This window comes from Streptomyces odontotermitis (assembly GCF_050510915.1).
GTDB lineage: Bacteria > Actinomycetota > Actinomycetes > Streptomycetales > Streptomycetaceae > Streptomyces.
The window spans coordinates 90,615-106,979 of record NZ_JBNJLS010000008.1; the positions used below are offsets into that span (position 1 = coordinate 90,615).

General features: G+C 72.8%; 17 protein-coding genes. 12 read left to right on the top strand and 5 right to left on the bottom strand.

The genetic code is table 11. From position 1 onward, the window contains the following. Positions 1-22: 22 nt before the first annotated feature. Positions 23-652: a TetR/AcrR family transcriptional regulator gene (locus ACQB60_RS23485; RefSeq protein WP_496928057.1), complete on the top strand. Its 630-nt coding sequence runs from the start codon at positions 23-25 to the stop codon at positions 650-652. On the opposite strand, the gene ACQB60_RS23490 is transcribed toward ACQB60_RS23485, so the two are convergent. Continuing rightward, the gene (locus ACQB60_RS23490) at positions 642-2,147 is read right to left on the bottom strand and encodes an LVIVD repeat-containing protein (RefSeq protein WP_496928058.1); all 1,506 of its coding nucleotides are present in this window, start codon (positions 2,145-2,147) and stop codon (positions 642-644) included. The two genes, ACQB60_RS23485 and ACQB60_RS23490, sit on opposite strands and share 11 nt — an antisense overlap. A 194-nt stretch (positions 2,148-2,341) precedes the next feature. Here ACQB60_RS23490 and ACQB60_RS23495 point away from each other — a divergent pair, with 194 nt between their 5' ends. After that, positions 2,342-3,013: a DUF305 domain-containing protein gene (locus ACQB60_RS23495; protein ID WP_496928059.1), complete on the top strand. Its 672-nt coding sequence runs from the start codon at positions 2,342-2,344 to the stop codon at positions 3,011-3,013. Between the two features lie 20 nt (positions 3,014-3,033). Here the strand turns inward: ACQB60_RS23495 and ACQB60_RS23500 are convergent, their stop codons facing one another. Further along, positions 3,034-3,696 carry a DUF6214 family protein gene (locus ACQB60_RS23500; protein WP_496928060.1) on the bottom strand — a complete coding sequence of 221 codons (663 nt, stop codon included), beginning with the start codon at positions 3,694-3,696 and terminating at the stop codon, positions 3,034-3,036. Positions 3,697-3,894: 198 nt separating this feature from the next. Between ACQB60_RS23500 and ACQB60_RS23505 the strand changes: the two genes are divergently transcribed. After that, positions 3,895-5,250: an FAD-dependent oxidoreductase gene (locus ACQB60_RS23505; protein ID WP_496928061.1), complete on the top strand. Its 1,356-nt coding sequence runs from the start codon at positions 3,895-3,897 to the stop codon at positions 5,248-5,250. A gap of 72 nt (positions 5,251-5,322) precedes the next feature. Here the strand turns inward: ACQB60_RS23505 and ACQB60_RS23510 are convergent, their stop codons facing one another. After that, positions 5,323-7,086 carry a glycoside hydrolase family 13 protein gene (locus ACQB60_RS23510; RefSeq protein WP_496928062.1) on the bottom strand — a complete coding sequence of 588 codons (1,764 nt, stop codon included), beginning with the start codon at positions 7,084-7,086 and terminating at the stop codon, positions 5,323-5,325. Between the two features lie 120 nt (positions 7,087-7,206). After that, positions 7,207-7,590, bottom strand: coding sequence for an ArsR/SmtB family transcription factor (locus ACQB60_RS23515; protein WP_496928063.1), 384 nt, complete (start codon positions 7,588-7,590; stop codon positions 7,207-7,209). Positions 7,591-7,724: 134 nt separating this feature from the next. Between ACQB60_RS23515 and ACQB60_RS23520 the strand changes: the two genes are divergently transcribed. From ACQB60_RS23520 to ACQB60_RS23530, 3 genes are all read left to right on the top strand, one after another. Beyond that, complete coding sequence (locus tag ACQB60_RS23520; RefSeq protein ID WP_496928064.1) at positions 7,725-8,813, top strand: NADH:flavin oxidoreductase/NADH oxidase; 1,089 nt, start codon at positions 7,725-7,727, stop codon at positions 8,811-8,813. A 434-nt stretch (positions 8,814-9,247) separates the two neighbouring features. Next, complete coding sequence (locus ACQB60_RS23525) at positions 9,248-9,631, top strand: STAS domain-containing protein (protein WP_496928065.1); 384 nt, start codon at positions 9,248-9,250, stop codon at positions 9,629-9,631. A gap of 113 nt (positions 9,632-9,744) precedes the next feature. Beyond that, on the top strand, positions 9,745-10,107 hold the full coding sequence (locus ACQB60_RS23530) for a cupin domain-containing protein (RefSeq protein ID WP_496928066.1): 363 nt from the start codon (positions 9,745-9,747) through the stop codon (positions 10,105-10,107). Positions 10,108-10,219: 112 nt separating this feature from the next. On the opposite strand, the gene ACQB60_RS23535 is transcribed toward ACQB60_RS23530, so the two are convergent. Next, positions 10,220-10,468, bottom strand: coding sequence for a hypothetical protein (locus ACQB60_RS23535; RefSeq protein WP_496928067.1), 249 nt, complete (start codon positions 10,466-10,468; stop codon positions 10,220-10,222). Between the two features lie 177 nt (positions 10,469-10,645). Between ACQB60_RS23535 and ACQB60_RS23540 the strand changes: the two genes are divergently transcribed. From ACQB60_RS23540 to ACQB60_RS23565, 6 genes are all read left to right on the top strand, one after another. After that, a complete protein-coding gene (locus ACQB60_RS23540; RefSeq protein WP_496928068.1) occupies positions 10,646-11,044 on the top strand; it encodes a hypothetical protein in 399 nt (132 codons plus the stop codon). Between the two features lie 157 nt (positions 11,045-11,201). Then, the gene (locus tag ACQB60_RS23545; protein ID WP_496928069.1) at positions 11,202-11,933 is read left to right on the top strand and encodes a FadR/GntR family transcriptional regulator; all 732 of its coding nucleotides are present in this window, start codon (positions 11,202-11,204) and stop codon (positions 11,931-11,933) included. Between the two features lie 73 nt (positions 11,934-12,006). After that, positions 12,007-13,152: a galactonate dehydratase gene (gene dgoD, locus ACQB60_RS23550; RefSeq protein WP_496928070.1), complete on the top strand. Its 1,146-nt coding sequence runs from the start codon at positions 12,007-12,009 to the stop codon at positions 13,150-13,152. Between the two features lie 50 nt (positions 13,153-13,202). Further along, positions 13,203-13,838 carry a bifunctional 4-hydroxy-2-oxoglutarate aldolase/2-dehydro-3-deoxy-phosphogluconate aldolase gene (locus ACQB60_RS23555; protein ID WP_496928071.1) on the top strand — a complete coding sequence of 212 codons (636 nt, stop codon included), beginning with the start codon at positions 13,203-13,205 and terminating at the stop codon, positions 13,836-13,838. After that, positions 13,835-14,809: a sugar kinase gene (locus tag ACQB60_RS23560; RefSeq protein ID WP_496928072.1), complete on the top strand. Its 975-nt coding sequence runs from the start codon at positions 13,835-13,837 to the stop codon at positions 14,807-14,809. Before ACQB60_RS23555 ends, ACQB60_RS23560 begins: the two co-directional genes overlap by 4 nt. 100 nt (positions 14,810-14,909) lie before the next feature. Continuing rightward, complete coding sequence (locus tag ACQB60_RS23565; RefSeq protein WP_496928073.1) at positions 14,910-16,337, top strand: tetratricopeptide repeat protein; 1,428 nt, start codon at positions 14,910-14,912, stop codon at positions 16,335-16,337. Positions 16,338-16,365: the final 28 nt, after the last annotated feature.

The window sequence follows — 16,365 nt, forward strand, 5'->3', positions numbered from 1 at the left end:
CAGTCAACGCAGGAGTTACAGAATGTCGCCCCGTAGCCCATCGGTCAATGAAGAGTTGCGTCGGCGTTCCCGCGACCGGCTCCTCCAGGCGACGGTGGACCTGGTCGGGGAGCGGGGTTACGAGGCCACGACGCTCGGCGACATCGCCGACCGCGCCGGTTCGGCCCGGGGCCTGGTCTCCTACTACTTCCCGGGCAAGCGCCAGCTCCTGCAGTCCGCGGTGCACCGGCTCATGCACCGCACGCTCTCGGCGGCCCTGGAGCAGGAGCCGCTGCCCGCCGACGGCCGGGAGTACCTCGCGCGGGCCGTCGACGCGATCCTGGGGCTCGCCCGGGACCAGCCCCTGCTGATGCGGACGCACATGGCGGGGATCCTGCAGGCCGAGGGGTTCGTACGCTGCCCGGAGCAGCAGCGTCTGCAGGAGCTGCTGAGCTGGTCGGTCGAGAAGTACGGCTCCGAAGACGTCGACCGGGACTACAAGCTGCTGCGCGCGCTGCTGATGGGCGCGGTCTTCGCGCTGCTCATCCCGGGTGCGCCGATGCCGGCTGCCACACTGCGCGCGGAGCTCTTCCAACGCTTCGGTCTGGACTGGGAGTTCGGCCTCCCGCCGGACGAGGAGCCGCCCGGCGGGACGCGCGACGTCAGCGCCTGAAGTACTCGGGCTGCGTCTGGACGTTGAGCTCGCCGACGCGGACGTGCCGCGCCGGGTCGGTGCGCCGGTCGTCGATCTTCAGGACGTCGAGGCCCTTGGCGATGTCGTTCGAGTAGATGTAGCCGTTGTAGTAGTACGCCGACCAGGAGCCGCCGACGGTGATGGTGTCGGTGGACAGGGGGCCGCGCTCGAAGTAGCCGATCTCCTTGGGGCGGGTGGCGTCGGTGAAGTCCCAGACGGAGACGCCGCCCTGGTACCACGCCTGGACCATGAGGTCCTTGCCCTTCACGGGGATCAGCGAGCCGTTGTGGGCGACGCAGTTCTCCGTGTCGGCCTGATGGCGGGGGATCTTGAAGTAGCTCTTGAAGACCAGCTTGCGGTGCTCGCCCTTGCCGGTGACGGCGTAGATGCCGTCGGCGCCGCGGTTGGGTCCGGTGGCCGCGTTGCAGGTCGCGCCGGAGCCACCGCCCAGCTCATCGGTGAACACGACCTTGTCGGCCTTCTGGCTGAAGGTCGCGGAGTGCCAGAACGCGAAGTTCACGTTGTCCTGGACCCGGTCGATGACCTTCGGGCGCTCGGGGTCCTTGATGGAGAAGAGGATTCCGTCGCCCATGCAGGCGCCCGCCGCGAGGTCCTTGGAGGGCAGCACGGTCAGGTCGTGGCAGCCGGTGGTCTTGGAGACGCCGGGGTTGGTGGGCCCGCCCGGGTTGCCGCCGCCGTCGGGGCCCTCACCCGGGAAGAGCACGGGGAAGTCCACGACCGCGGCCTGCTGCGGGGCCTTGCGGGGCACCTTGATGACGGAGATCCCGTCGTGCGGCGGCTGGCAGTCGGGATACGTGGCGTTGGGCCCGTAAGAAGACACGTAGACGTACACGTCGCGCTTCTTCGGCACGAGGGTGTGCGTGTGCGAGCCGCAGGCGGTCTCGACGGCGGCGACGTACTTCGGGTTGGCCTTGTCGCTGATGTCGAAGACCTTCATGCCCTCCCAGGAGGACTTCTCGGTCGCGGGCTGCGTGGTGCTGTTGCAGGAGCTGTCGCTGCGCGAGGAGTCGGTGGAGAGGAAGAGCAGGTTCCCGGAGACGGAGACGTCGTTCTGCGAGCCGGGGCAGAGGACCTGGGAGACGGTGCGCGGCTTCTTCGGGTCGCGGATGTCGTAGATCCGGAAGCCGTCGTAGTTGCCCGCGAAGGCGTACTTCCCCTGGAAGGCCAGGTCCGTGTTGAGGCCGGGCAGCGCGTCCTTGGGGATGTTCGCGAGGTGCTCGATGTTGTCGGAGTGGACGATCTCGTCCGGGGCCGGTATGTCGCCGCTCCTGACGGCCGCCCTGGTGTCTGCGGCGTCACCCTTCGACACGCTCTTGGGGGCGGCGGGGTGGTCACCGGGATCCGGGGTGGCGCCCGCGGGTCCCGCGGTGAGCAGCGCGGCGAGCAGTCCGGCCGCGGTGGCGGCAACACCCAGGCGTCTGCGCCGGGTTCGGGGTTTGTGCAACAGGGTCACTGCGGTCTCCCTTGGCAGCGTCGTCGCCGAGGACACCGTTCATAGGTGAACGATGCATGGACCCCCGCAGTATCGTGCTCATCATGCACAGATCAACAGATGTCAACGCGCTTGTAACAAGACTTTCCGATCACAGACGTTCACAGTCGTGCTAGGACGGTCCCCAACTGCCCCTCGCCGCACAGGAGGTCACCGTGGCCCATCGCCGTACGACCGGAGTGTCCGCCGTGAGCGCGCTCCTGGCCGCCGCCGTTCTGGCCCTGGGCGGCTGCGACTCCGGATCGTCGTCCGACGCGGGTTCCGACCGTGGCGGCAAGCCCTCTGACGGGCCTTCAGTGATCGTGCCGGGCAAGCCCGGCGAGGGCGCGCGGACGATGTCCGCCGAGGACGCGGCGGAGAAGCGGGCGGACGACGACCGGCCGAACGCAGCGGACTTCACCTACGCGCAGATGATGGTCGTCCATCACGCGCAGGCCCTGGAGATGACCCGGCTCGCCCCGAAGCGGGCCGCGTCGGCGAAGGTGCGCGGGCTCGCCGAGCGCATCACGGCCGCGCAGCGGCCGGAGATCGACGCGATGAAGGCATGGCTCAAGCACCACGGCGGGCCGCGCGGGAGCTCATCGGGGCACCATCACGACACGATGCCGGGCATGGCGACGGACGCCCAGCTGGCGGAGTTGCGGGCCGCGCGGGGCAAGGAGTTCGACCAGCTCTTCCTGACGCTGATGACCACCCATCACCAGGGCGCGGTCACGATGGCGACGGACGCGCTCGCCCAGGGCAACAACGTCCAGATCGAGGAGATGGCCAACGAGGTCGTCGTCCAGCAGTCGGCCGAGATCGAGCGGATGCGCAAGATGGGGTGACTCACCAGTGATGGGGTGACTCATCTGCGGTTGTGGCGCGGGGCGAGGAAGCCCGCGTCGCGCGCACCCGCGATCAGCCGCAGCGCCTTGCGGCGGCTGCGTCCCGTCGCGCACATCACCGCGAGCACGGGGTCGCGCCCCTCCTCCTGCGCGGCGCGGTACGCCTCCGCCACGATGCGCCGGCCCGCGCTGCCGCGCGGCCAGGCGGGGCGGGCCCGGCGCGGCACGGCCTGGGGCTGCGGGCAGCGGTCGTCCCGCCAGGGCCACGGCGCCCCCGCTCCCGCCCCGGTCGCGCCGAAGGCACCGCCCTCCCCGTACGCGGCCGCGTGCTGCTCTGCCACCACCCGGCAGGCGTCCTCGAGGGGACCCTCGATCCAGTCGGCGAGTGCCGCGAACTCGTCCAGGGAGAGCGGGGGTTGGGAGCGGAAGTCCTCGATGGAGATCTGCCCGTCGCTGACCACGGCGAGGACGTCGATGGCGCAGCCGTCGCCGAAGGTGAGCCGGACGTGGAACCAGGGCGGCAGGAAGGGGTCGCGCGCGCCGGTGCCCCACTCCCCCGCGGGCGCAGCCGACGGCCCGCCCGACGCGGTGCCGTGGCCCCGCAACTCCCAGGTGGGCCAGACGGAAACGGCCGCATTCGGTCGGTAGTGATCAGTAACACCAAGAAATGAGCTATCGAGCACAGCCGAAAGGTAGCCGTACAGTCACACTCGGCCGTCAACGGCGCGCACGGGGAGGCGTGCCGAGGCACCCTGTCAGCGCACGCGCAGCCTGCGCCTCGCCCGTACCGCACAGATGACTCCCCATCACCGCACCTGAGTGCGATGCTGAGGACATCTCCCAGGCGCCCTCTGGAGTCACCTCGCGGAAGGAGCTCCACCGTGCTGCACATCGCCGTCGTCGGATCGGGTCCCAGCGGGGTGTACGCCGCGCAGTCCCTGGTGCAGCAGGACGAGGTGCCCGACGTCCGGGTGGACGTCCTCGACCGGCTGCCGTGCCCCTACGGTCTGGTCCGCTACGGCGTCGCACCGGACCACGAGAAGATCAAATCGCTGCAGAACAACCTCCGTACGGTCCTGGAGCACGAGCGCGTGCGCTTCCTCGGCGGCGTGGAGGTCGGACCCGCCGGGCTGCCCGCCGCCCGGCTGCGCGAGCTGTACCACGCCGTCGTCTACTGCGTCGGCGCGGCCGCCGACCGCAGGCTCGGAGTGCCCGGCGAGGACCTCGCCGGGAGCCACTCCGCCACCGACTTCGTCTCCTGGTACAGCGCCCATCCGGACGCCGTGGAGACCGGCTTCATCGACGGCGTGGAGTCCGCCGTCGTCATCGGCGTCGGCAACGTGGCGGTGGACGTCGCGCGGATGCTGGCGCGCGGCCAGGCCGAGCTGCGGCCCACCGACATGCCCCAGTCGGCCCTCGGCGTGCTCGCCGACAGCCGGGTGCGGGAGGTCCACATGGTGGGGCGGCGCGGCCCCTCGCAGGCCCGGTTCACCACGAAGGAGCTGCGCGAGCTCGGCTCGCTGCCGGACACCGAAGTGCTCGTCGACCCGGCCGAGTTGGCGCTCGACCCCGCCTACGCCGACCCCTCCGGGCTCCCCGGCCCCGTCCGCCGCAACATCGAGGTCATGCGCGGCTGGGCCGAGCGCCCGGAGCGGGGCCTGCCCCGGCGGATCAGGCTGCGGTTCTTCCTGCGGCCGGTGGAGGTGGCGGGCGCCGCGGGGCGGGTGGCGGGGGTCCGCTTCGAGCGGACGGTGCCGGACGGGCGGGGCGGAGTGAGCGGGACCGGGCGGTACGAGGACCTGCCGGCCCAGCTGGTGCTGCGCTCGGTCGGCTACCGCGGACTCCCGCTGGACGGGCTGCCGTTCGACCCGGACCGCGGCACTGTGCCCCATGTGGCGGGGCGGGTCGTGCGCGGCGGCGTGGCCGTGCCCGGCGCGTACGTGGCGGGCTGGATCAAGCGCGGCCCGACCGGCGTGATCGGCACGAACCGGCCGTGCGCCAAGGAGACCGTGCGCTCCCTCCTCGACGACGCGCCCGCGCTGCAGCGCCGGACGGCGGCCGACGACCCGCTCGCCGCGCTGCGCCGGGCCGGGCTGCGCCCCGTCGAGTGGACGGGATGGCAGGCGATCGAGCGGGCCGAGGCCGAGCTGGGGCGTTCGATGGGGCGCGGGCCGGTGAAGATCCCGGACTGGGAGGGGCTGCTCGGGGCGGCCCGGGGGACGGCGGGGGCGCACTGACGCGCCAGGACGGCCACGCCACCCAGGCCAGGCCAGGCCAGGCCAGGCCAGGCCAGGCTGCCCAGGGTGGCGCTACGCAGAGGTCGACATCTGCCAGACCGCCGTGTCCGGCGGCAGCTTCCCGTTGTCGAGCGGGCCGCTGGAGAGCAACGGGCGGGCGGACAGCGAGAGTTCGACCGGTGCCGTGGTGAAGTTGACCGTGCAGGTGAAGCCGTCTGTGCGGGCGAAGGACAGGACTCCGTCGGGGGCGGGCAGCCAGGTCAGGGGGCCGTCGCCGAGGGCGGGGGTGGCGCGGCGGAGGTGGAGGGCCGTGCGGTAGAGCTCCAGGGTCGAGGCAGGGTCGCCGGTCTGCGCGGCCACGGTGTGGTCCTTCCAGGCCGGGGGCTGGGGCAGCCAGGGGGTGCCGTCCGTGTGGTGGCCGGGGGCGTCCTGGGCTTCGGAGGTTGTGGGGGCTTCTAGGGCTACGGAGGCATCGGGGGCTTCCGGGGCTTCCGGGGCTTCCGGGGCTTCCGGGGCTTCCGGGGCTTCCGGGGCTTCCGGGGCTTCCGGGGCTTCCGGGGCTTCCGGGGTGAAGCCGAAGGGGGGTTCGTCGCCTTCCCAGGGCAGGGGCACGCGGCAGCCGTCGCGGCCCAGGTCCGTGCCGCCGGACTGGGTGGCGGTGGGGTCCTGGCGCAGGTGCGGCGGGATGTCCTCGACCTCCCACAGGCCCAGCTCCTCGCCCTGGTAGAGGTAGACGCTGCCGGGCAGGGCGAGGCTGAGCAGGGCGGCGGCGCGGGCCCTGCGGGTGCCGAGGGCCAGGTCGACGGGGAGGCCGTGCCGCCGCTCCCCGTACGAGGTGTCGGCGCGGCCGTAGCGGGTCACAGGCCGGGTGGTGTCGTGGTTGCCGAGGACCCAGGTGGCCGGGGCGCCGACGGGGGCGTGCTGGGCGAGGGTCTCGTCGATGACCGTGCGCAGCGCCGCGGCATCCCACGGGGCTTGCAGGAAGGGGAAGTTGAAGCCGGTGTGGAGTTCGTCGGGGCGCAGATAGCGGGGCAGGGAGTCGGCGGGCACCCACAGTTCGCCGACGAAGATCCGCTCGCCGTCGTAGGAGTCGGCGATGCGGCGCCAGGAGCGGTAGATCTCATGCACCTCGGGCCGGTCCGCCTCGGGCGGCGGGGCGCCCTCGGGCAGGGACGCCTTGTCGGGCAGGCCGTCCTGCTTGACGAGGAGCGAGGCGACGTCGATGCGGAAGCCGTCGACGCCGCGGTCCAGCCAGAACCGCAGGATGTCCTCGAACTCGGCGCGCACCCGCGGGTGGTCCCAGTTCCAGTCGGGCTGCTGCGGGGCGAACATGTGCAGGTACCACTCGCCGTCGTCGAGCCGGCGCCAGGCGGGGCCGCCGAAGAAGGACTGCCAGTCGTTGGGCGGCAGTTCACCGTGCTCGCCCCTGCCGGGACGGAAGTGGAACAAGTCGCGCGGTGCCGTGCCCGGCGCCGCGGCGAGCGCCTCCTGGAACCACGGGTGGCGTTCCGAGCAGTGGTTGGGCACCAGGTCGACGAGGAGGCGAAGACCGAGGCCGTGCGCCTCGCCGATCAGAGCCTCGGCCTCCGCCAGGGTGCCGAACAGCGGGTCGACAGCGCGGTAGTCCGCCACGTCGTACCCGGCGTCCGCCATCGGGGACACGTACCACGGGGAGATCCACACGGCGTCGGCGCCGAGGTCGCGGATGTGGGCGAGGCGGGCGCGGATCCCGGCGATGTCACCGACGCCGTCGCCGTTCCCGTCGGCGTAGCTGCGCGGATAGATCTGGTAGATGGCGGCGCCGCGCCACCAGGGAGCCGCAGCCGGGTCAGCCATGGAGGCCCTCTCTCGTCGTCGTGTCGCGGAGGGCCGATTCTGCGCCCCGGAACGCCACGCGCACCACAGGAAGGGCGAGTTGGGGCACCACTTCTCGGTCTTGCCGTGGCCGGCGCGTCGTCAGGCGTCCCCCAGGCGCTCCGCCTGCTGGTCCGCCGCCGTCAGGACGCTGTCGAGCAGGCCGGGGAAGAGCGCCTCCAGGTCGTCGCGGCGCAGGCCGTTGCGCTTGGCGGTACCGCGGTAGATCTGCTGGATGACGCCGCTCTCGCGCAGCACGCGGTAGTGGTGCGTGCAGGTCGACTTGGTCACGGGCAGCTCGATGTCGGAACAGGAGAGCTCGCCCTGGCGGGCCAGTTCGCGCACGACGCGCAGCCGCATCGGGTCGGACAGCGCGTGCAGAACGCCTTCGAGGCGGATCTCCGCGCGCTCGGGGTGGGCGAGGGTCCTGCCGCCGCCCGGCGCGGGGGCCGCGGGCGTGGGCGGCGGTGCGGCTGTCGGGGTCATGGCGGCTCCACTTCGTTGCGGTCCCGGTCCGTCGTCACCCTCATTGTACGAGACCTCTCGTAGTTTGACAGTCGCCGTACTACGATGCCTATCGTACGTGGAGCACATCCCGTCCCAGACGAATGGAGCCCGCCGTGAGCGCGCTGTTCGAGCCGTACACCCTGCGATCGCTGACCATCCCCAACCGCATATGGATGGCCCCGATGTGTCAGTACTCGGCCGAGACCAGCGGGCCCGACACCGGCGTCGCGGGCGACTGGCACCTGGCCCACTACGGGGCGCGGGCGACGGGCGGCACCGGACTGATCCTGCTGGAGGCCACGGCCGTCTCCCCCGAGGGCCGCATCTCCCCCGCCGACCTCGGCATCTGGAACGACCGGCAGGTCGAGGGGCTGCGCCGGATCACCGGCTTCCTCAAGGCGCAGGGCACCGTCCCCGGCATCCAGCTGGCACACGCCGGGCGCAAGGCGTCGACCGACGTCCCGTGGCGGCGCGGCACCCCGCTGGCGCCCGACAGCGAGCTGGGCTGGCAGCCCCTCGGACCGAGCCCGGTCGCCTTCGACGGGCGGCACACCGTGCCCACGGAGCTGACCGTCGATCAGATCCAGGAGGTCGTGGGCCAGTTCGCGGACGCGGCGCGGCGCGCCCTGGACGCCGGGTTCGAGGTCGCCGAAGTGCACGGCGCGCACGGGTACTTGATCGGCGAGTTCCTCTCGGCGCACTCCAACCGGCGTACGGACGCGTACGGCGGCTCGTTCGAGAACCGGTCCCGCTTCGCCCTCGAAGTCGTCGACGCCATCCGGGCGGTGTGGCCCGAGGACAAGCCGCTCTTCTTCCGGATCTCCGCGACGGACTGGCTGGACGAGGGCGTGCCCGGCTGGACGGCGGACGACACGGTGCGCCTCGCGCCGCTGCTCCAGGAGCACGGCGTGGACCTCCTCGACGTCTCCACCGGAGGCAACGCGGCCGGGGTGCGCATCCCGGTCGAGCCCGGCTACCAAGTGCCCTTCGCCGCCCGCGTGAAGGCCGAGGCGGGCCTTCCCGTCGCGGCGGTCGGCCTCATCACCGACGCCGCCCAGGCGCAGAAGGTCCTCGACAACGGCGAGGCCGACGCGGTCCTGTTCGGCCGCGAGTTGCTGCGCAATCCGTCGTTCGCGCGCCTCGCGGCGCGGGAGTCGGGCGCCGAGGTGCGCGTGCCGGACCAGTACCTGCGCTCCGTCTGACGCACGCACGCGTCGCTCGCGCCTCACGCGCGCACCGGGCCCGGGTCCCGCCGAAGAGCGGGGCCCGGGCCCCTCGTGCGCCCTCGGGAGGGCATTTCGACAGTCACCGCACGCGTGTCACCGGCGTGAACCGGCCACTTCCGCACAGTCGTCGGGGCCGCAGATTCGCGCGTGCGCCCCGGCATTCGCTGGAAACACCGAGTTCAGTCACACACAGTCACTAAATGAGGGCTCCATTCATCTGCGATCCCCCTGCATGACGCTTCAGACTGTGGCCGACAAACAGGGGTAGTAAACCCTGCTGAGCGGGCAGAATGTACCTGTCACCCTCGATGCCGCCCTGGACCCGGCGGTGCGCAGCCCCGGCTTCCCTCCCGCCGCGGCGCCCATTTTCAATTACTCTCTGTCACCGAGGAGAAGAGGTCGGATAGACCATGGGCACGTCTGACACCTCTTTCGAAGTGCTCCCCCGCACCGTGGGCGGAGCACTTGTCCTCGCGTTCAGCGGCGAGCTGGACGCCTGGGCCGCGCTCCAACTCTCGCCACAGGTTGCGGTGTTGATCGCGCGTCCACGGCCCGACGTCATCATGGACCTGCGCCGCGTGACCTTCCTGGACGCCGGGGGGCTGCGACTGCTGCTGACCGTCAGGGACCGGGTGGCGGCGCGGCAGGGCGTGCTCAGAGTGCTCCCCGCCGCACCGCGCGTGTGGCGGGTGGTGCACATCACCGGCCTCGAAGGGGAGTTCCCCGTGGCCGAGGGGATACCCGACGACTCCAGACGTCCTGATCCACCGATGACCGCGACCTCGCCCGGGTGACGACTCACCCGGGCCCGAGTTGCGTCCGGCGCCGCAGCCGGAAGGGTGGACGGTGACGCGCCTGGCGACCCGACCGGGGGCCGCAGGGGCTCACAGCAGAACCGGGAGCGGACATGGAGGGCTCAGCCATGGAGGACGCGGCCGCCGATCTCACGGCCATCGCCGAGGACCACCTGACCAAGGCGCGCGACGCCGTGCACGGCCGCAGCGCCCAACTCATCGTGCACGACGGCCCGTTGCGCCAGAGCGTCATCGCTCTCGCCTCGGGTGCGGCACTCGACGAGCACAACACCCCGCCCGCCGCGAGCGTGGCCGTCCTGCGCGGCCGGGTCCGGCTGACCACGCAGGACGGGGGCGGCACGGAGCTGGCGGCCGGGCAGCTCGGACAGATCCCGAAGGTCCGGCACGGACTGGTCGCCCTGGAGGACGCGGCGATCCTGCTGACCGCGGTCACGGCGGTCGCAGAGGCACCCTGACCCACGGCGTCCGCCCCGACGCCGTCCGGGCCCTGTCGTCAACTCCCCCTTTGACGACAGGACCCAGGGCCCGGCCGGTCCCCTCCGGCCGGGCCCTCGCCCCCTGCACCCCTCACGCCTCGATGCGCTCCACCTTGTCCACCAGGAACAGGAAGGACAGCGCGCCGCCCACCGTGATGCCCGCGATCAGGAGCAGCGGGAGGGTGAAAGGGCCGCCCGCGCCGCCGACCGTGTAGCCGATGACGACCGGGAAGACGATGCCCGCGAAGCCGAGTCCGACGACGATCGGGGTCTTGCGGGCGAAGGACGCCGACATCCCCCGCTTGACCATCCAGTCCGACCAGCTGCCGCCACAGACCACGCCGACGAGGGCCGCGACGAACGGCAGCGCGCCGGTGAGGCCGCCCTTGTCGAGGGAGAGCCCGCGCTCGTTGGTGAGGTAGGTGGGGAACCAGGCAGGAAGAAGTAGAGCGTCGAGGCGATCGCGAACTGGCCGAGAAAGACGCCCCAGATGCGGCGCCTGCGCAGCAGGAACTTCATGTCCCGCAGGAAGGCGCCCTTGTCGCTGGCGGCGGCCGCGCTGACCTGTTGGGCGCCCTCGGTCTCGTCGCGGACGATGTGGTCGAGCTCGGCGTCGCCGACCTTCGGGTGCTCGGCCGGGCGGTTGCGGCGCGATCAGCGGGAAGGCCACGCCGAGGCCGATGAACTGGCCCGAGGTGTAGACGGCGGCGGCGCGGCCGCGCTCGGTGCGCGGGAACCAGGGGGCGGCGACCCGGCCGTCGTTGCAGGGGAAGGCGGGCGCCTCGAAGAGACCGACACCGAGGCGGGTACCGAAGAGGGGACGGCGAGGATCGCGAAGCGGAAGCAGCCCACCCGGCTCCGCCTGCCCGGGGCGGGTGCGGGAGGTCTTGGGCGTGGACCGGTGCCGGGGAAGTGACCGGGCGCCGGCTGAGGGACATGGGTGTCCTCCGGGGGAGGGCGAACCAAAAGGCAACGGGAGAGGGCCCGTCGGCGACACGACACAATAATTGCTAATTAACGAGGACTTATGCAAGCCTGAGGTGCACGCAGACCCCACCGAAGGAGCCCGCGCGATGTCACCGAAGACGAGGGCCGGCGCCCCGCCCGCCAAGGCGGCCGCCCCCGACGCCTCGTACGTGGGACGCGGCGTGCACAAGGTCGCGGTGGAGGCACTCGCGCTCAGGATCTTCGACGGCACCTACGACGAGGGCGACACCCTCGACCTGCCGCAGCTGATGGCGGACCTCGACGTCAGCCAGACCGTGCTGCGCGAGGCCATCAAGGTCCTCACCGTCAAGGGCCTGGTCGACGCCCGGCAGAAGCGCGGCACGTTCGTGCGCCCGCGCGACGACTGGAACGTCCTCGACTCCGACGTGCTGCGCTGGCAGCTGCGGGCCGGGGCGCCGACCGACTTCTTCGCCGACCTCCTGGAGCTGCGCCGCTCCATCGAGCCCGCCGCCGCGGCCCTCGCCGCCGACCGGCGCACCGACGACGACCTGGCCGCCCTGGACGCGGCGCTCGCCGCGATGGCCGCCTGCGACGACGACCCGGTGCTCGCCGTGCGGGCCGACGCGTCCTTCCACACCGCGCTGCTCACCGCCTCCGGCAACCAGTTCTTCGCGCAGATGCGCCGCGTCATCATCCCCGCGCTCGTCGAGCGGGACCGCCGCGTGCACTCCCACCCGTACGAGGACCCGCTGCCGGTGCACGCCGCCGTCGCCGAGCGCGTGCGCGCGGGGGACGCCGAGGGCGCCTACCACGCCATGCTCGAACTCCTCGACATGGCCATGCGCGACCACCCCTGACCCTGCCCCCCGGGGCAACCCGCACCACCACCTCCTGCCGCCGCCACGCCACACCGCCGGAAAGGAAGCCCCCATGAGGATCAGCCGCATCGAGACGTTCCTCGCGCCGCCGCGCTGGATGTTCGTCCGCGTGGAGACCGACGACGGAGTGGTCGGCTGGGGCGAGCCCGTCGTCGAGGGGCGGGCCGAGCCGGTGCGCGCCGCCGTCGAGGTGCTCTCCGAGTACCTGGTCGGCGAGGACCCGATGCGGATCGAGGACCACTGGCAGGTCATGACGAAGGGTGGCTTCTACCGGGGCGGCCCGGTGCTCTCCTCCGCGGTCGCCGGCCTCGACCAGGCGCTGTGGGACATCAAGGGCAAGGCGTACGGGCAGCCCGTGCACCAGCTGCTCGGCGGCCCGGTGCGCGCCAAGATCCGCGCGTACGCCTGGGTGGGCGGCGACGAGCCGCACGAGATACGGGACGCGCTCACCGCCCAGGTGGAGGCGGGCTTCACGGCGGTGAAGATGAACGGCAGCGGCCGCATGACACCGCTGGCCACCCGCGAGGAGGTCCGCGCGTGCCTGCGCCGCGCCGAGACCGCCCGTGAAGTCCTCGGCGACGAGCGGGACTTCGGCCTCGACTTCCACGGCCGGGTCTCCCCCGCCAACGCCCGCCGCATCCTGCCGCTGCTCGCCGAGTACGACCCGCTGTTCGTCGAGGAGCCGGTGCTCTCCGACCACATGCACGCCGTGCCCGACCTGGTGAACGCCTCCAACATCCCCCTCGCGCTCGGCGAACGCCTCTTCACCCGGCGGGAGTTCCTCGCCCCGCTCCAGGCGGGCGTGGCGATCCTGCAGCCCGACATCTCGCACGCGGGCGGCATCTCGGAGCTGCGCCGCATCGCCTCCCTCGCCGAGGTGTACGGGGCGCAGATCGCACCGCACTGCCCGCTCGGCCCGGTCGCGCTCGCCGCGAGCCTCCAAGTCGCCTTCACCACGCCGAACTTCCTCATCCAGGAACAGTCGATCGGCATCCACTACAACCAGGGCGCCGAGCTGCTCGACTACGTCGCCGACCCGGAGCCGTTCCGCTTCCACCACGGCTCCCTGATCCGCACCGAGCGGCCCGGGCTCGGCGTGGACGTCGACGAGGCGGCGGTGCGCGCCGCCGACAAGTCCGGGCACGCCTGGCGCAACCCGGTGTGGCGGTACGAGGACGGCTCGTTCGCCGAGTGGTGAGCGCAACTCCCGTACCGCACGATCCACCAACCCCAGAAAGAGCAGCAGCCATGGACTTCAGCACCGCCCTGCGCGCGGAGCGGCTCGTCGCCATCATCCGCGGCACGGATCCCGAGGCGTCCTTCCGTACCGTCATCGCCCTCGTCGAGGCGGGCATACCCCTGGTCGAGGTGTCCCTCAGCGGCGCCGACGCCCTCGAGGTCATCGAGCGGGCGCGCGCCGAACTGGGCGACGCGGCCTGGCTCGGCGCGGGCACCGTCGTCACCGAGGACGACGCCCGCCGGGCCGCCGGGGCGGGCGCCAACCTCATCGTCACGCCCGGGCTCGGCCCCGGCTTCCGCGCCGCGGCGCGCCAGGGCCTGCCCACGCTCGCCGGGGTGCTCACCCCCAGCGAGGTCTGCGAGGCCCTCGACACACGGGCCACCGCCCTGAAGATCTTCCCGGCGTCGGCGCTCGGCGGCCCGTCCTACCTCAAGGCGCTGCGGGCGCCGTTCCCGGACGTGCCGTTCGTGCCGGTCGGCGGCGTCGGCGTCACCGAGGCGGCCGAGTATCTGCGGCTCGGGGCGGTCGCGGTGGGCGTCGGCTCGCCGCTGGTCGGGGACGCGGCGGACGGCGGCGACCTGGCGGGGCTCCGCTCGCGCGCGGCGGCCTTCCTCGCGGTCACGGGAAAGGAGGCACGCGCATGAGCCGCGAACGCACGGACACCGGCGCGGTGTTCACCTTCGGCGAGACCATGGTCGCGCTGCGCGGCAGCGGGCCGCTGAAGCTCGGCGGCTCCATGGAGGTCTCCGTCGCGGGCGCCGAGTCGAACGTCGCGATCGGCCTCGCCCGGCTCGGGCACCCGGTGCGCTGGGCCGGTGCGGTGGGCGACGACGAGGCGGGCGAGCTGGTCCTGCGCACGCTGCGCGCCGAGGGCGTCGACGTGTCGGGCGCCACCCGCGACGCGGCGGCACCCACCGGACTGATCCTGTTCGAGCCGCGCCTTCCCGAGGTCACACGGGTCCACTACTACCGGGCGGGCTCGGCCGGTTCGCGGATCAAGGCGTGCGCGGTCGAGGAGGCGTTCACGGCCGGACCGCCGAGGGTGCTGCACCTCACGGGCATCACCCCGGCGCTCGGCCCGTCCGCCCTGTGCGCGGCCCGGCGCGCCCTGCGCCTGGCCCGCGAGCACTCGACGCTCGTCTGCCTCGACGTCAACTTCCGCTCCCGGCTGTGGAGTTACGAGGACGCCTCGGTGGCCCTGCGGGAGTGGATGCCGTATGTCGACGTGCTCATCGCCTCCGACGACGAGCTGCCCCTGTGCCTGCCGTACGACGCTCCGCGCGAGGCACCCGAACAGGCCAAGTTGCTCCTGGACCTCGGCGTGGGCGAGGTCGTCGTCAAGCTGGGCGCGGACGGCGCCACCGTGCACACCGCCGACGGCGAGCTGCACCGCCCGGCCCGCCCCGTGCGGGCGGTGGACGCGGTGGGTGCCGGTGACGCCTTCGTGGCGGGCTATCTGTCCGCCCTGCTGGACGGCGCGGACGCCGCCGGCCGCCTGGACCGGGCGGTGACGACGGGCGCGTTCGCGGTCGCGTCCCGGGGCGACTGGGAAGGGGCGCCGACGCGGGCCGAGTTGAGCCTCCTCGGGGTGAACGAGGGCACGGTCGTGCGGTAGGAACCTGGTCGGCGACCGCGCATCCCCCTCCGCCCGGCGGGACAGGATCGGGGCAGCCGGAACGGCCCGCGCGGACGACCAGGACAGGGGCACAGCGACCATGAGCGCACAGCGGCAGGGACTCGCCATGAGCGGCACCGGTGTGGAGGGGGCCCGCCACTTCGAGCGGGCCCTGGACGCCCTGCTCTTCTTCCGCGGAGAGGTGGCGGACGAGGCGCAGGCCGTCGTCGCGGCCTCACCCGATTCGGTGATGGGCCGCGTCCTCTGCGCCTACCTCGGGCTGCTCGGCACGGAGGAGAAGGAGGCGGCATCGGCGACGGACGCCTTCGGGGCGTTCCGCACGGGCCTCGACCTCGCCGGGATCAGCTCCCGGGAGCGGCTGCACGTCGCGGCCGCCGAGGCGTGGCTCGCCGGTGATCTGCACGGCGCGGGGCAGCGGTTGGGCGAGCTCAGCACCGCCTTCCCGCACGACGTGCTGGCGCTCGCCGTCGGCCACCAGATCGACTTCTTCACCGGCGACGCGCAGCGCCTGCGCGACCGGATCGGGGGCGCGCTCGGCTCCTGGGACGACCTCGACGACCCGTGGCGCGGTCCGCTGCTCGGCATGTACGCCTTCGGGCTCGAGGAGTCCGGGCACTACGAGCAGGCCGAGGAGGTCGGCCGCCAGGCCGTCGAACAGCACTCCCGGGACGTGTGGGGCATCCACGCGGTGGTGCACACCCTCGAGATGCGGGGCCGGTTCGCGGACGGCATCCGCTTCCTCGACGCCCGCGCCGACGACTGGTCCTCCGGCAACTATCTGAACGTGCACAACTGGTGGCACTACGCCCTGTACGCCCTGGAGACGGGCGACCTCGACCGGGTACTCGGCGTCTACGACAGCGCCCTGCACCACGACGGCTCCGAGGGCCTGGCCATGGAACTCCTCGACGCCTCCGCCCTGTTGTGGCGCCTCCTGCTCGCGGGCCACGACACCGGGGAGCGTTGGGCGGCGCTCGCCGGTGCCTGGGCCGGGCGGGCGGACGGCAGCTACTACGCCTTCAACGACGCGCACGCCGTGATGGCGTACGCCGGTGCCGGGCGGATCTCCGACGCGGAGCGGCTCGTCGCCGACCGGGAGCGCTGGCTCGCGGACGGCGACCGTCCCGGCGTCAGCAACCACGCGATGACCCGGGACATCGGCCTGCCGGTGTGCCGGGCGCTGATCGCCTTCCGCCAGGAGCGGTACGCGCGCGTGGTCGAGCTCCTGGCCCCCCTCCGCTACCGCCTGAACGAGTTCGGCGGCAGCCACGCACAGCGCGACGCCGTGCAGCGCACCCTGGTCGAAGCCGCTCTGCGGGCGGGCCGCCACGACCTCGCCCGCACCCTCCTGAGCGAGCGCGCCCACCTCCGCCCGGTCTGCCCGTACAACTGGCTGGCCTGGGCCCGCCTGGCCGACCGGGTCGGGGACGCGGCCCTGGCGGCGACGGCGCGGGCGCGGGCCGGGAAGCAGGCGGCCGAGGGGGCGGCGGCGCTGCGGTCGGCCTGAACCCGTCACCCGCGGACGACACCCGCGC